13 protein-coding genes are annotated in these 14,276 nt (G+C 59.5%); 7 read left to right on the forward strand and 6 right to left on the reverse strand.

What is annotated here, in order from left to right; genetic code table 11:
• Positions 1-13: 13 nt before the first annotated feature.
• A complete protein-coding gene (locus HUW35_RS16795) occupies positions 14-349 on the reverse strand; it encodes a hypothetical protein (RefSeq protein WP_181253355.1) in 336 nt (111 codons plus the stop codon).
• 164 nt (positions 350-513) lie between these two features.
• Here HUW35_RS16795 and HUW35_RS16800 point away from each other — a divergent pair, with 164 nt between their 5' ends.
• The 3 genes from HUW35_RS16800 to ppnN all read left to right on the forward strand — a co-directional run bounded on the left by HUW35_RS16800 (position 514) and on the right by ppnN (position 3,202).
• The gene (locus HUW35_RS16800; RefSeq protein WP_181253356.1) at positions 514-909 is read left to right on the forward strand and encodes a YchJ family protein; all 396 of its coding nucleotides are present in this window, start codon (positions 514-516) and stop codon (positions 907-909) included.
• On the forward strand, positions 881-1,738 hold the full coding sequence (locus HUW35_RS16805) for a pseudouridine synthase (protein WP_370464604.1): 858 nt from the start codon (positions 881-883) through the stop codon (positions 1,736-1,738). The genes HUW35_RS16800 and HUW35_RS16805 overlap by 29 nt, the downstream gene beginning before the upstream one ends.
• Positions 1,739-1,828: 90 nt before the next feature.
• Complete coding sequence (gene ppnN, locus HUW35_RS16810; RefSeq protein WP_181253357.1) at positions 1,829-3,202, forward strand: nucleotide 5'-monophosphate nucleosidase PpnN; 1,374 nt, start codon at positions 1,829-1,831, stop codon at positions 3,200-3,202.
• Positions 3,203-3,260: 58 nt separating this feature from the next.
• Here the strand turns inward: ppnN and gcvP are convergent, their stop codons facing one another.
• From gcvP to glyA, 5 genes are read right to left on the reverse strand one after another with little or no spacing between them, the layout of a single operon-like run.
• The gene (gene gcvP, locus HUW35_RS16815; RefSeq protein WP_181253358.1) at positions 3,261-6,155 is read right to left on the reverse strand and encodes an aminomethyl-transferring glycine dehydrogenase; all 2,895 of its coding nucleotides are present in this window, start codon (positions 6,153-6,155) and stop codon (positions 3,261-3,263) included.
• Between the two features lie 24 nt (positions 6,156-6,179).
• A complete protein-coding gene (gene gcvH / locus HUW35_RS16820) occupies positions 6,180-6,554 on the reverse strand; it encodes a glycine cleavage system protein GcvH (RefSeq protein WP_181253359.1) in 375 nt (124 codons plus the stop codon).
• A 40-nt stretch (positions 6,555-6,594) separates the two neighbouring features.
• Positions 6,595-7,710, reverse strand: coding sequence for a glycine cleavage system aminomethyltransferase GcvT (gcvT, locus tag HUW35_RS16825; protein ID WP_181253360.1), 1,116 nt, complete (start codon positions 7,708-7,710; stop codon positions 6,595-6,597).
• Between the two features lie 13 nt (positions 7,711-7,723).
• Complete coding sequence (locus HUW35_RS16830) at positions 7,724-9,124, reverse strand: L-serine ammonia-lyase (protein WP_181253361.1); 1,401 nt, start codon at positions 9,122-9,124, stop codon at positions 7,724-7,726.
• A 2-nt stretch (positions 9,125-9,126) separates the two neighbouring features.
• Positions 9,127-10,425, reverse strand: coding sequence for a serine hydroxymethyltransferase (glyA, locus tag HUW35_RS16835; protein WP_181253362.1), 1,299 nt, complete (start codon positions 10,423-10,425; stop codon positions 9,127-9,129).
• Between the two features lie 93 nt (positions 10,426-10,518).
• Here glyA and HUW35_RS16840 point away from each other — a divergent pair, with 93 nt between their 5' ends.
• The 4 genes from HUW35_RS16840 (at position 10,519) to HUW35_RS16855 (ending at position 14,199) form a co-directional block, all read left to right on the forward strand.
• Entirely contained in the window at positions 10,519-11,388 is an 870-nt protein-coding gene (locus HUW35_RS16840) for a LysR family transcriptional regulator (RefSeq protein WP_181253363.1), read from the forward strand.
• Between the two features lie 34 nt (positions 11,389-11,422).
• Entirely contained in the window at positions 11,423-11,905 is a 483-nt protein-coding gene (locus HUW35_RS16845) for a GNAT family N-acetyltransferase (RefSeq protein WP_181253364.1), read from the forward strand.
• Between the two features lie 24 nt (positions 11,906-11,929).
• Positions 11,930-12,577 (forward strand): SOS response-associated peptidase family protein, encoded by a 648-nt coding sequence (locus tag HUW35_RS16850; protein ID WP_181253365.1) that lies wholly within the window; start codon positions 11,930-11,932, stop codon positions 12,575-12,577.
• Positions 12,578-12,744: 167 nt separating this feature from the next.
• The gene (locus tag HUW35_RS16855) at positions 12,745-14,199 is read left to right on the forward strand and encodes a sodium/proline symporter (protein ID WP_181253366.1); all 1,455 of its coding nucleotides are present in this window, start codon (positions 12,745-12,747) and stop codon (positions 14,197-14,199) included.
• Positions 14,200-14,276 lie beyond the last annotated feature (77 nt).

Below are 14,276 nucleotides of genomic sequence, written 5' to 3' on the forward strand. Positions count from 1 at the left end.
AATCGATCAGCCGCTAGTAATGCATGATCTTGATGACTTTTTCACCGCTGTCGCACTCCCCCACCACTTCCGGTTCGGTAATCTTTGATCCGAGCTGGATGACCTTGTTGGACGGGTAGGAGACAAAACACGCGTAGTTGAAATTGACCGCCCAATTGCAGCGTATCAGCCCGTCATCCTCCTCGTAGAATCGCTCCTGACAGAAACTCAGATACGGGCTCTGCCCACCCCCCAATTGCGTCTGGCCGGGATCTTCCGTCTGCGCCAGGGCGTACCCGGCAGCGATCAGTACCCCGGCAATCAGCGTACCAACGCTGATGGCTCCGGGAATTCGATTACAGCGACTCATCTCAACACCTGAAAAGTGCCCACTACTCCCTTGAGACTAGCAGCTGCGGCGCCTGTTTCCTTGCCTTGTTTAACCAGAATGTTTGACCAGCCAGTTCCCCCCTTCCGCTGTTATCATACCCCCAGCCATTCCACGCCCACGAAGTACGGACCCCCTCAACGACCATGTCAGCCTCCTGTTACTGCTGCTCCGGCAAGCCATTCAGCCAGTGTTGTGAGATCTATCTCTCCGGCAAGGCCTATCCCAACACCGCCGAGGCGCTGATGCGCAGCCGCTACAGTGCTTACGTGACCGGCAACCTCCCCTACCTGCGCAAGACCTGGCACCCCGACACCTGCCCCGAGCTGGACAGCAATGACCTGCAGACGCGCTGGACCAGACTGGAAGTCATCAAGAGTAAACAGGGGCTGAAAAAGTCCATCGTCGAATTCAAGGCGTGGTTCAGTGACGAGCGCGAAGGAGGTGCTGGAAGTGAGGAACGTGCGCTGCATGAAATCTCCCTGTTCAAACTGAACAAGAAGCGCTGGGTCTATGTGTCACCGCTGGACGCGTGGCCGTGAGTCGCCAATTGGCCGTTACCGGGTGCGTATCGACATGACCAGCCACCTCGAGCCCACAATCCTGTTTGAGGATGAACACCTGCTCGCCGCCTACAAGCCGGAGGGCTGGCTAGTGCACCGTTCGGGGATAGATCCCCACGAAGACCGAATCCTGCTCCAGTACCTGCGGGATCTCGCCGGCGCTCACCTGTACCCGGTCCACCGCCTCGACAAGCCTACCTCCGGCGTTATCGTGTTCGGTAAAACCAGCGAGGCCGCGGCGGGCCTGCAGGCACAACTGGACAGCGACAGCTCGGTCAAACACTACCTGGCCGTCTGCCGCGGCTACTGCCCGGAAGAGGGAGTAATCGACCACCCCCTGCCGCCGGTGGCGGACTTCAAACACCAGCGCAAACGCCCCAAAAGTGAGCTGCCCCGCCAGGACGCGATTACGCTGTTCCGCCGCCTCGGTACCGTCGAACTGCCCTACCTCGTGGATCGATATCCCACGAGTCGCTACTCACTGGTGGAAGTACAACTCAAGACCGGGCGTCGCCACCAGATCCGACGGCACTTCAAGCATATTTCGCACCCGCTGATCGGGTGCCCGAAATACGGGAAGTCCACCCATAACCACTTCTTTGCCGCTCAGTTTGGCTGCGCCCGATTGCTTCTGCATGCGCACAGGCTGCAACTGGAACACCCGGTAACCGGCGAGGCCATGCTGTTGCAATCCGAGCCCCAGGGCTGTTTTCAGCAGTTGATCCAGCAGTTTGGCTGGACGCTTACACCGGAAATTTTGGCGCCAGATTTCACCGCCGGGACGCGCAAAATCCCGCCAGTGTCGTAAGGTTAAAGCAAGCGCAATCAATAATTTGGTTATAACAGCTGTACAGCAATGATTGCGCCGTAGAAGCTTACAGCGCCGCTTGAGGCTTGCATGTCTACAGATCTCGTTGATGCACAGGTATCCCCCACCGGACAGTTCGATATCCTGTCCAAATACGAAATTCATAAACTGACCCGCCACAGCCACGGCCCGCATTACCAGACCTTCCGCAATTGCTCCCTCGCCGTTCTGAACTGCGGGAACTACATGGATGACGGCAAGGAGCTGCTGGAAAAGTACGCAGACTTTGACATCGCGGTGGTGCCCACAGAACGCAGTGTCAAACTGGAGGTGAAAAACGCCCCCGCGTCGGCGTTCGTCGATGGCAAGATGATCCAGGGAATCGCCGAGCACCTGTTTGCGGTGCTGCGGGACATCATTTACGTCAACAGCGAAATTACCGGCGACCCGCGCTACGACCTGGTATCCGCGCAGGGTGTTACCGATGCGGTTTTCCATATCCTGCGCAATGCCGGCACCTTTGATGGGGACCGCACCCCCAGGCTGGTGGTGTGCTGGGGCGGTCACTCCATCTCTCAGGAGGAGTACGACTACACCAAGCGCGTGGGTTACCAGCTGGCGTTACGGCATCTGGATATCTGCACCGGCTGCGGTCCCGGTGCCATGAAAGGCCCCATGAAAGGCGCCACCATTGGCCACGCCAAGCAACGCTACCGGCACGGGCAGTATCTGGGAATCACCGAGCCCGGTATCATTGCCGCGGAAGCGCCCAACCCGATCGTCAATGAACTGGTGATCATGCCGGATATCGAAAAACGCCTGGAAGCGTTTGTACGCACCGGCCACGGCATCATTGTATTTCCTGGCGGTGCCGGTACCGCCGAGGAAATCCTGTATCTGCTGGGCATACTCCTGCACGAGGACAACCGGAACCAGCCCTTCCCGGTTATTTTTACCGGGCCGGCCAGTGCCGCTGACTATTTCATCCGCATCGACCAGTTTATTGCCTCCACCCTCGGGGAAGCGGCCCGCTCCAAGTATCAGATCATCATCGACGACTCGGAGGAAGTGGCCCGGCAAATGGCGAAAGGTATCCAGGCTGTGCGGCAATACCGCAAGGAAGGGGGTGATGCATATTACTTCAACTGGCAATTGAAGGTTTCCACGGAGTTCCAGAGGCCTTTTGCCCCCACCCACGAAAACATGCGCAACCTGGCCCTGCACACCAATCAGGAGCCCTACCTGCTGGCTGCGAATTTACGCAGGGCTTTTTCCGGCATTGTCTCGGGCAATGTGAAAGACGAAGGTATCCGCAATGTTGAGAAAAACGGTCCCTACGAGCTGTATGGGGACCCGGAGTTGATGCGCAGTATGGATACCCTGCTGGAATCCTTTGCCAAACAGCACCGCATGAAACTGCCAGGCAAGGAGTACGTACCCTGCTATCGGATTACCCGCGACTGATCACTCGCGGCAAAAACAAAAGGTAAAAAAAGCGCAGCCCGAGGGCTGCGCTTTTTTTTCAGTCTTCCATGTAGTCCGCCATCGGCGGGCAGGAACACACCAGGTTTTTATCCCCGTAGACATTATCCACCCGCCCCACCGGTGGCCAGTATTTTCGCTGGCGCAGGCTTTCCAGCGGAAACACCGCTTCAACACGGCTGTAGTCATGCTCCCAGGACTCCGCAGCCAACACTTCCGCAGTGTGCGGTGCGTTGACCAGCGGATTGCTGTGTAGGGACCACTCGCCCCGCTCCACCCTGGCAATCTCCTCGCGAATCTGAATCATCGCGTCACAGAAACGGTCCAGCTCTTCCACCGACTCACTTTCCGTAGGCTCGATCATCAGCGTTCCCGCCACCGGGAATGACATGGTGGGCGCGTGGAAGCCGTAGTCGATCAGGCGCTTGGCCACGTCGTCGACGGAAATACCACTGCTTTCCTTCAGCGGTCGCAGGTCCACGATGCACTCGTGGGCCACGCGGCCATTGGCACCGCGATACAGAATCGGATAGCTGTCCTGCAGGCGCGCGGCGATATAGTTCGCGTTCACGATCGCCAGCTCGGTAGCCTTGCGCAATCCATCGCGCCCCATCATGCGGATATACATCCAGGTAATCGGCAGGATACTCGCACTACCTGCAGTGGCTGCGGAAACCGGCGCGCCGTTGCGACCGGCCTGGGCCATGCCCTTGCTGCTGGCGGATACCGCGCCCGGCAGGAATTCCGCCAGATGCGCACCAACCGCCACCGGCCCCACGCCCGGACCACCACCACCGTGGGGAATACAGAAGGTCTTGTGCAGGTTCAGGTGGGAAACATCACCGCCAAACTTGCCCGGCTGGCACAGGCCCACCATGGCGTTGAGGTTGGCACCGTCGATATACACCTGGCCACCATGGCTATGTACGATCTCGGCGATCTCGCTGATGCCTTCCTCGAACACGCCGTGGGTGGACGGATAGGTGACCATGATCGCGGCCAGTCGCGCGGCGTGTTCACTCGCTTTCGCGCGCAGATCTTCCAGGCTGACATTGCCGTTTTCGTCACACTTCACCACCACCACGCGCATACCACACATCTGCGCGGAGGCCGGATTGGTGCCATGGGCAGAGCTGGGAATCAGACAGATATCGCGCTCCGCTTCGCCGCGGCTGGCGTGATAGGCGCGAATCGCCAGCAGCCCCGCGTACTCCCCCTGGGAACCCGCATTGGGTTGCAGGGAAATGGCATCGTAGCCGGTGATCTCACACAGCATGGACTCGAGGCTATCGATCATCGCGCTGTAACCATGCACCTGCTCTGCGGGCGCAAGCGGATGCACGTTGGCAAATTCAGGCCAGGTCACCGGCAGCATTTCTGCGGTGGCATTCAACTTCATGGTGCAGGAGCCCAGCGGGATCATCGAGCGATCCAGGGCGATATCCCGATCCGCCAGGGTGCGCAGGTAGCGCAGCATTTCGGTTTCGGAATGGTAGCGGTTGAACACCTCGTGACTGAGTAGCGAACCGCTGCGCAGCAGGTTGCCCGGCAGCACCGGTGCTTCGCGGGCCTCAATGGCGTCGAAGCTCAAGCGGTTATCCGCATCAAACAGCGACCACAGCACTTCGACATCTTCGCGGGTTGCGGTTTCATCCAGGGAAATCCCCACGTACTCGCCGTCGATATTCCGCAGGTTGAGCCCCCGGCTCTTCGCTGCTTCGTGCACCTTTGCGCTGCCGGCTTGAACACGCACAGTAAGGGTGTCAAACCAGGTATCGTTATCCAGCTCGAATCCGAGCTCCTGCAATCCCAGCGCCAGCACGCTGGTCAGGTAATGCACCCGGGCGGCAATGGTACGCAGCCCCTTGGGACCGTGATACACCGCATACATGGAAGCCATTACCGCCAGCAGAACCTGCGCGGTACAGATATTGGAAGTGGCCTTTTCACGGCGGATATGCTGTTCACGGGTCTGCAGGGCAAGGCGGTATGCCGGTTTGCCATTGGCATCGATGGACTGCCCGACCAAACGACCCGGCAGCGAACGCTTGTAGGAGGCGCGCGTCGCCATGTACGCCGCATGCGGGCCACCAAAGCCCATGGGAACACCGAAACGCTGCGTGGAACCGACAGCGACATCCGCACCCAGCTCGCCCGGCGAGGTGAGCAGCACCAGGCTCAGGATATCTGCCGCCATCACCGCCAGGCCGCGCTGCTCGTGTACCGCGTCGATCACCGCGCGGTAATCGCGCACTGCGCCACTGGCACCGGGGTACTGCAACAGCACACCAAACACGGAACTCGCATCCAGTTCTGTGGTGGGGTCACCGACAATCACCTCAATGCCCAGCGGCTCCGCGCGGGTCTGCAGCACTTCGATGGTCTGCGGCAGGCAATCGCGATCCACAAAGAATACCTGCGCCCTGGATTTCGACATACGCTGACACAGGGTCATGGCCTCGGCCGCGGCAGTGGCTTCATCCAGCATTGACGCATTCGCCAGGTCCATACCGGTGAGATCACTGACCATGGTCTGGAAGTTGAACAGCGCCTCCAGCCGGCCTTGGGAAATCTCCGGCTGGTAAGGCGTATAGGCTGTGTACCAGGCGGGATTCTCAAGGATATTACGCAGCACAACATTGGGCGTGCGGGTCCCGTAATAGCCCTGGCCGATAAAGGAGCGGAATGGCTTGTTGTCACTTGCCAGCGCGCGCAACTCGGCCAGCGCTTCGTGCTCGGGCATGCCCTCTTCGAGCGCCAGGGCGCCCGACATACGGATACCGCCGGGCACCACCTCATCGATAAACGCCTCGAGGCTGTCGTGCCCCAGCGCTTTCAGCATGTGCGCAAGATCGCCGTCCGCAGGGCCGATATGACGATGGGTAAATTCATCGCGACGCTCCAGGGCGCGCAGGGTTTGCTTGGCTTGCAACATTTGGGTCTCCTCCGCTCCGGGAAATTACTCGCCGTCGATCAGCGCGGTATAGGCATCCGCACTCAGCAGCTGGTCCAGGTCCGCGGGGTTTTGCGGGCGCACACGCATAAACCAGCCCTCGCCCATGGGATCGCTGTTGACCAACTCCGGATCGTCCGGCAGTGCGCCGTTGATCGCGACCACGGTAGCGGCGAATGGCAGGGATATATCACCTGCGGCTTTTACCGATTCGATCACCGCGACCTCATCACCGGCCGCCAGCTCGGCGCCCTCCTCCGGCAGCTCCACAAATACCACATCACCCAGCTGTGACTGGGCAAAATCGGTAATGCCTACGGTGACTTCATCGCCGTCGACGGAGAACCACTCGTGGCTTTCGGTGTATTTCACGTTACTCATGTTCTTTTTCCCTGAAATTCAAATGTGATGTTGCAGCCGCTTAACCGCGGTAGTAGCGCTGGGGTACGAAAGGCGTCTTGGTCACGACGATCGGTACCGTCTTGCCGCGTACCAGGGCCTGCAGGTCGGTGCCGACTTTCTCGTAGCCGCGATCCACATAACCCATGCCGACAGCAGCACCCAGGGTGGGGCCGTATCCGCCACTGGTGACCTTGCCCACGACATTGCCGGCCTCGTCGATAATGTCGGCACCGGCGCGTACCGGGATCTTGCCCTGTACCGAGAAGCCCACGCGCTTGCGCGCAACGCCGTCGGCAATCTGCCCAAGTACGACCTCTGCGCCGAGGAAACCACCCGCCTTGGCGCCGTCGGCGCGGCGGGACTTGGCGATGCTCCACAGCAGGCTCGCTTCTACCGGCGTTTTGTCGCTGTCCATATCGTTGCCGTACAGACACAATCCGGCTTCCAGGCGCAGGGTGTCGCGGGCACCGAGACCAATCATCTGCACACGACCATCTTCCAGTAGCTTGCGGGCAACTTTTTCCACGGCACTGGCAGCAACGGAAATTTCAAAGCCGTCTTCGCCGGTGTACCCGGAGCGCGTCACATAACAGTCTTCGCCAAACAGCTCGACGCGCGCACCGTGCATAAACGTCAGCGCGCGGGTTGCCGGTGCCAGCGCGCCGATCAGCTCACCGGCCATGGGGCCCTGAACGGCGAGCAGTGCCTGCTGGCCGAGCACGCGGATATCACAGCCGCGCAGGTGTTGCTGCAAGTGTGCGATATCCGCTGCCGCGGTGGCTGCGTTCACCACCAGGAAAAATTCATCATTGCCCCAGCGGGTAATAATCAGGTCATCGAGAATCCCGCCCGTTTCCGAAGTCATCACGGCGTAGCACTGCTGGTTGATCTCCAGGGCCTGCACGTCGATCGGCAATAGCTTTTCCAGCGCGCTCGCCGCATCGCTGCCGCTGACCACCAGCTGGCCCATATGGGAAACATCGAATACACCGACCGCTTCGCGGGTGTGCAGATGCTCCTGGACGATACCGGCGCGGTATTGAACCGGCATGGCGTAGCCGGCAAACGGCACCATCTTGCCGCCAAGTTCCTTATGCAGGTCGTACAAGGGAGTCTTGCGTACTTCGTTATTCATGGTTCTCTAGTCCTTAGCATTCGATAACGCTGACGGGCAGATCGATGGCGTTCACCGCCAGGCCACCGCGCGCGGTTTCTTTGTATTTGTCCTGCATGTCGCGACCGGTATCGCGCATGGTGCGAATGACTTTGTCGAGGGAGATAAAGTGTTCGCCATCACCGCGCAGGGCCATGCGCGCAGCGCTGATCGCCTTTACCGAAGCCATGGCGTTGCGCTCGATACAGGGCACCTGCACCAGGCCGCCCACCGGATCGCAGGTGAGCCCCAGGTTGTGCTCCATGGCGATTTCCGCTGCGTTTTCCACCTGTTGCGGGGTACCGTCCAGCACCTCTGCCAGCCCGGCCGCAGCCATGGAACAGGCGGAGCCGACCTCGCCCTGGCAACCCACTTCGGCGCCGCTGATGGAAGCGTTCTTCTTGAACAGAATGCCCACCGCGGCGGCGGTGAGCAGGAAGCGGATAACATCCTCTTCCGTGGGATTTCTGGAAAAGCGCATAAAGTAATGCAGCACCGCCGGAATAATTCCGGCCGCGCCATTGGTGGGAGCGGTGACGATGCGACCCCCCGCTGCGTTTTCTTCATTCACTGCCAGCGCATACAGGGTCACCCAGTCCAGTGCCGACAGGGGGTCGGACAGACAGGCTTCCGGGCGGCTGCGCAGCTGCTGGTAAAGGTTGGCCGCACGGCGTTTTACCTTGAGGCCACCGGGCAGGATGCCCTCGTTGTGCATACCGTTGGTCACGCAGTCCTGCATCACCTGCCAGATTTTCATCAGCCCCGCACGGGTGTCCGCTTCGCTGCGCCAGGCGGCCTCATTGGCCAGCATCACGTCGCTGATCTTGAGGTTTTCCCGCGTACAGATCGCCAGCAATTCTTCCGCAGTATCGAACTCGTACGGTACCGCCAGTGCCTGTTCCAGCGCATTCTCCGATTGCGCCTCGGCTTCAGTCACCACAAAGCCACCACCGATGGAGTAATAAACTTCCTCCGCCACAACCCGCTCGCGCGCATCCAGCGCGGTAAAGCGCATGCCATTGGCGTGCAGCGGCAGTTCTTCCTCACCGATCAGCAGGAGATCCTGCTGCGGGTCAAAGGCGATTACCCGTTCACCGTCCAGATTCAGGCTGCAGCACTGCTCTATCGCCGCAACACGCTCATCGACGGTATTGGTATCCACCAGCTCCGGTTGCTCACCTTCCAGCCCCAGCATTACCGCCTTGGTAGTGCCGTGGCCGACACCGGTGGCACCGAGAGAGCCGAACATGTGTGCGGTCACCCGGGACACATCCGCGAAGCAGCCCCTGTCGCGCAACAATTGCAGGAACAGGGCCGCCGCCTTCATCGGCCCCACGGTGTGGGAACTGGAGGGACCGATACCGATTTTGAACAGGTCAAAGACACTCAGCGACATGTTCAGCCCGCTCCGTCAGTCTTCGCGGGATATACCGGGAAGCGTGCACACAGTGCCTGCACATCGGACCGCACGCGCGCCTGAACTTCGGCCAACGCCGCTTGTTGCGCGTCTGTCTGCTCGAGTTTTTCGAGGATGTCGCACATCCAGTCCGCCAGCTGTTCCGCCTCTGCGGTGCCCATGCCACGCGCGGTAATCGCGGGCGTACCAATACGGACGCCGCTGGTAACAAAAGGCGACTGCGGATCGTTGGGTACCGTGTTTTTGTTGACGGTGATATGTGCCGCGCCCAGCGCTGCATCCGCGGCCTTGCCGGTCACGCCGCGCTTGCTGAGGTCGATCAGCAATAGATGGTTTTCGGTACCGCCGGACACGATGTCAAAGCCACGCCCGATAAATACCGCTGCCATGGCTTTCGCGTTATCAATCACGCGCTGCTGGTACGCCACGAACTCCGGTGCCAGCGCCTCCTTGAGGGCCACCGCCTTGGCGGCGATCACGTGCATCAGCGGGCCGCCCTGGATACCGGGGAAGATCAGCGAGTTGAATTTCTTACCCAGCCCCTCGGGATCGCGGGCCAGAATCAGGCCGCCGCGGGGGCCGCGCAGGGTTTTATGGGTAGTGGTGGTGACCACATCGGCCACCGGTACCGGGTTCGGGTACAGCCCCGCTGCCACGAGGCCCGCCACATGCGCCATATCCACGAACAGATAGGCGCCGACCTTGTCGGCGATGGTGCGGAAACGGGTCCAGTCCATCACTTGGGAATAGGCAGAGAAGCCCGCCACGATCATCTTCGGCTTGTGTTCCAGCGCCAGCCGCTCGACTTCGTCGTAATCGACTTCACCGGTCTCCGGATTGAGACCGTACTGCACCGCGTTGTACAGGCGGCCGGAGAAATTCGGCTTTGCGCCATGGGTCAGGTGGCCACCGTGATCCAGGGACAGCCCCAGGAAGGTATCCCCCGGCTGCAGCAGGGCCATGTAGACCGCGGCATTGGCCTGGGATCCGGAGTGCGGCTGCACATTGGCGTACTCGGCACCGAACAGCTCGCAGGCGCGGTCAATGGCCAGTTGCTCCACCACATCCACGTGTTCGCAGCCACCGTAGTAGCGCTTCGCCGGATAGCCCTCGGCGTACTTGTTGGTAAGTACCGAGCCCTGCGCCGCCATGACCGCCTGGCTGGTGTAATTCTCGGAAGCGATCAGTTCAATATGTGCTTCCTGACGCGCGCGCTCGGCTTCGATTGCGGCAAAAACCTCGCCGTCGACGGCTTTGAGGTGGGTCTCTACGGGGTCCATGGCTCTCTCCTGATTCTTATGTATTGAGCGATGCTAGCCCCGCCGATAGAATCTGTTAAATTTATACTTCTGATCCTCCTATAAGATTTTCTTATGCAACTCTCCCACAAGAACCTCCCTACCGAATGGCTGCGCACCCTGGTCACTGTGGTGGACTGCGGCGGCTTCAGCCAGGCAGGGGAACTGCTCGCACGCACACAGCCTGCGATCAGTCGGCAGATCAAGGAGTTGGAAGAACGGCTGGGCAGACAGCTGCTGCTGCGCTCGGGGCGCACCCTGAACCTGACCGAGAGCGGCCTGCGGGTCTACGACCAGGCGAAGAAGATACTCGCCCTCAACGACGAGCTGGTATTCGAGTTCAGCGGCGCCTCGGTAACCGGCAAACTGCACCTGGGGATTCCCAGTGAATTCGCCTCGGTGCTGCTGCCGCGCATTATCGGCCAGTTTTCCCAGAGCTACCCGGAAGTATCCCTGGAAGTCACCAGTGACCTCAGCCGCAACCTGCTGGCCAAAGGACACAGGGATACGTTTGACCTGATACTGGCGCTGCAGGAAAAACCGGACGCCGCAGAGGGACAGCTGGTAATACGCGACGACCTGGTGTGGGTCGCCAGCCACAAGCACTCGGCGCACCTGCTGAAGCCGCTGCCACTGGTACTGGCTCCCGAGGGGTGTATCTATCGCAAGCGGGCGCAATCGGTGCTGCAGTCTGCGGGTATCGCGTCGCGCAATGTATTTACCATTCCCGACCTGAACGGTATCCAGTCAGCACTGGAAGCGGGACTCGGGATCACGGCTCTCACCCGCAGCACCGTGCCGGAGTCCCTGCGTATACTCCGCCCCTCCCGCGCCCTGCCGAAACTGGGAGAGATATCCATCGGGCTCCACTTCAAGAACCGCCGTCCCAGCGAGGCCGCGATGCGGCTTGCGGAGCACCTGCAGAGTGGGCTTAGCCTGAGCTAGACAGTCATTAGCATTTACGCCCTACAATAGACATATGCCAAATCCGACACCTAACCACCAATACTGCTGGTCAACCTTCGATGAGCTGACGACCTGCCAACTCCATGAAATCCTGCAAGCACGCCAGGAAGTCTTTGTCGTAGAACAAGACTGCGCTTATCAGGACGTAGACGGCAAAGATCCCGTTGCCTGGCACCTCGCCTGCTGGGACGGCCATGCCGATACCCCCAGCCTCCTCGCCTACCTGCGCGTGGTGATGCCAGGGAGAAAATATACCGAGCCCTCTATCGGCCGCGTGCTGACACGCAAACACGTACGGGGCGCAGGCGTCGGCAGAGAGCTGATGCGACTGGGAATTGAATACACCCTGTGCGAACTCCCACGGGCTTCTATCCGTATATCCGCGCAGTTATATCTGAAGCGCTTTTACGAAGAGCTTGGCTTTGTACAAACTTCAGAACCTTACGACGAGGACGGGATTCCGCATATCGAAATGTTGCGTACCGAGTCCGAGTGAGCGCAATCCTTAAACAGGACTATCATGTGCAGCCTATTTGACGCAGATGACGATGCCGGCCTGGAGCGATTTATTGAAGAGCACGGCATCCACCACCCGCAGCAGATGATATTCGGCCGCCGGCGGCGCCCTACGTCCAAAATCAGTATCGTCACCGCTCGCCACGGAGAACCCGCGGTGGAGAACGCCATCTGGCACCTCTATCTGCAGCGCGATGGCGATGGCTGGAAACCCCACAAGAAATACTGGTCCATTAACAGCAACTGGAAAAAACTGGGCCAGCGCCCGGAATACCGAAAATCCCGCTGCCTGATTCCCGCCACCGCCTGGGTAGAAAGCCAGCATGGTAAAAACCCCGTTGAATTCACCTTTGGCGATCACAAACCATTCTTTTTCTGCGGGCTGTATAAAACCTGGGGCGAGACCCTGAGTTGCAGCATCATCACCCTGGATGCGCATCCGGATACCGCCAGGTACCACGAAAAGAGCTTCCCGATGATCGCGCCGGATAACGAAGAATTTATTGCGCGGTGGCTGGGGCCGGATGAGGACACCCATCCATTCGAACCCTATTTGCGTCCGGATACCACGGCGGGCGGCGCCCCGCTTTACGTTCAGCCCGTCACGCGCGCGACCGCGACGGAATACACCGGTCCCCGACTGCAGGTTTGAAACCGCTGGTACGCAGCTTGGGACGATATCCGCCTCGGCCTCAGTCACTACGTTGCCGCGCCTACTCTGCAAACGACCCCGCCACAATAAATCTATTGTTATATCTATAGATTTTTTATACCTTTCTGACTCAACCCTCTCTCACGCTATACAAGTGGGGAATCCCCATGGACGTTTCCGTTGCTGTATATACCCTGATCATCTACAAGATCATTCTGATATTCATCGGCTTCTGGAGCCAAAGACGTACCAGGGATACCGAAGACTATTTTCTCGGTGGGCGAAACCTGGGACCGGTAGTGGCAGCCATCAGCTACGGCGCCAGCAGTGCCTCTGCGTGGACGCTACTCGGGATGAGCGGTGTTACCTACATGCTGGGCCTACCCGCCATCTGGATAGCCGCGGGGGCAATTTTGGGCTGCGCTGTCGCCTGGATCTGGATCGCCCCGCGACTGATGCAATATACCCGCGCCAGGAACCAGATTACCCTCACGGAATTTCTTGCTGAGAACCCCGAACAAGCTTCAACAGGGAATTCAGCACAGGTCGCCAAAATTGCGTCTGCAATCATCCTGCTCTCATTCATTTTCTACATAGCCGCACAATTCCAGGGCTCGGCAACCACCTTTGCGAACGTGTTCGGACTGCCACTGGCAGAAAGCCTGATTGCAGGTGCAGCCATCATTACCATATATACCTTTCTCGGCGGCTTCTGGGCCGCCAGCATAACGGACACATTGCAGGGTGGATTGATGCTGATCGCCGCCATTCTGCTGCCGGGTACGGCGTTTATCTATCTTGGCGGCTGGGAGTCGATACAGGGTTACAGCATTTTCACTGACCAGTCTCTGACACTCACAGGAGAGAACGCAGGGCTTGCCGCCGCAGGTTTCATCGCTGGCAACCTGGCGGTGGGGATCGGCACGCTCGGCCAACCACACTTGCTGAACCGCTTTATGGCGCTGCGGGATCAGCGCGCGCTTAAAACTGCGCAGGTACTGGCGATTGGCTGGATATCGCTGATGTTCCTCAGCATGTTCGCCCTTGGCCTCATGGGTAAAGTCCTGTTACCGGACCTGGCAGATCCAGAGGCTTTATTCTTCGAGCTATCCAGCCAGTTGCTCCCTCCATTTATCGGCGCGATCCTGCTGGCCGCGGTTCTATCCGCCATTATGTCTACCGCCGATAGCATGCTTCTCGTGGTTGCCGCCACCATCTCCAATGACCTGCAGTTCCAGCGGTTACTACCGGGCCGGGAGCTGTTGCTGTCGCGCGTGTCCATGGTCGCCGTTGCAACACTGGCAGTGCTGGTGGCCATGTTTTTACCAGCGACGATATTCGAACGTGTGCTATTTGCGTGGATTGCCATCGGATCTGCGTTTGCGCCGACGATTCTTGCACGGCTCTCGGGTATACCGATTTACCCGAAAGATGTCACACGCTCCATGATTACCGGGTTTGTGCTCGCAGTGGCCTTTTACCTGCGCCCCAACACCCCTGGTGACTGGGCTGAGAGGCTCGTCCCCTTCTCCGCTGCGATGGCAGTTTTGCTTGCACCCATGTTATTCCAGCGCTTTCTCAGCAGACTCCGCACTCGTACCACCTCGGACCCCGCCAGATAAAACAACCATAAAGGTCTCCACCGGGCTCTGGTTGGACAGCAGGAAGCCAAATAAAAAGCCGCGCATAAAGCGCGGCT

The sequence above is a fragment of the Microbulbifer sp. YPW1 genome, from assembly GCF_013367775.1.
In the GTDB taxonomy this organism is placed as follows: Bacteria; Pseudomonadota; Gammaproteobacteria; order Pseudomonadales; family Cellvibrionaceae; genus Microbulbifer.

Coding starts and splice junctions, on each gene's coding strand:
- gcvH (WP_181253359.1), bottom strand. CDS start 6,554: ATGAGTAACGTGAAATACACCGAAAGCCACGAGTGGTTCTCCGTCGAC.
- HUW35_RS16855 (WP_181253366.1), top strand. CDS start 12,745: ATGGACGTTTCCGTTGCTGTATATACCCTGATCATCTACAAGATCATT.
- glyA (WP_181253362.1), bottom strand. CDS start 10,425: ATGGACCCCGTAGAGACCCACCTCAAAGCCGTCGACGGCGAGGTTTTT.
- HUW35_RS16840 (WP_181253363.1), top strand. CDS start 10,519: ATGCAACTCTCCCACAAGAACCTCCCTACCGAATGGCTGCGCACCCTG.
- HUW35_RS16795 (WP_181253355.1), bottom strand. CDS start 349: ATGAGTCGCTGTAATCGAATTCCCGGAGCCATCAGCGTTGGTACGCTG.
- gcvT (WP_181253360.1), bottom strand. CDS start 7,710: ATGAATAACGAAGTACGCAAGACTCCCTTGTACGACCTGCATAAGGAA.
- gcvP (WP_181253358.1), bottom strand. CDS start 6,155: ATGTTGCAAGCCAAGCAAACCCTGCGCGCCCTGGAGCGTCGCGATGAA.
- HUW35_RS16805 (WP_370464604.1), top strand. CDS start 881: ATGTGTCACCGCTGGACGCGTGGCCGTGAGTCGCCAATTGGCCGTTAC.
- HUW35_RS16845 (WP_181253364.1), top strand. CDS start 11,423: ATGCCAAATCCGACACCTAACCACCAATACTGCTGGTCAACCTTCGAT.
- ppnN (WP_181253357.1), top strand. CDS start 1,829: ATGTCTACAGATCTCGTTGATGCACAGGTATCCCCCACCGGACAGTTC.
- HUW35_RS16850 (WP_181253365.1), top strand. CDS start 11,930: ATGTGCAGCCTATTTGACGCAGATGACGATGCCGGCCTGGAGCGATTT.
- HUW35_RS16830 (WP_181253361.1), bottom strand. CDS start 9,124: ATGTCGCTGAGTGTCTTTGACCTGTTCAAAATCGGTATCGGTCCCTCC.
- HUW35_RS16800 (WP_181253356.1), top strand. CDS start 514: ATGTCAGCCTCCTGTTACTGCTGCTCCGGCAAGCCATTCAGCCAGTGT.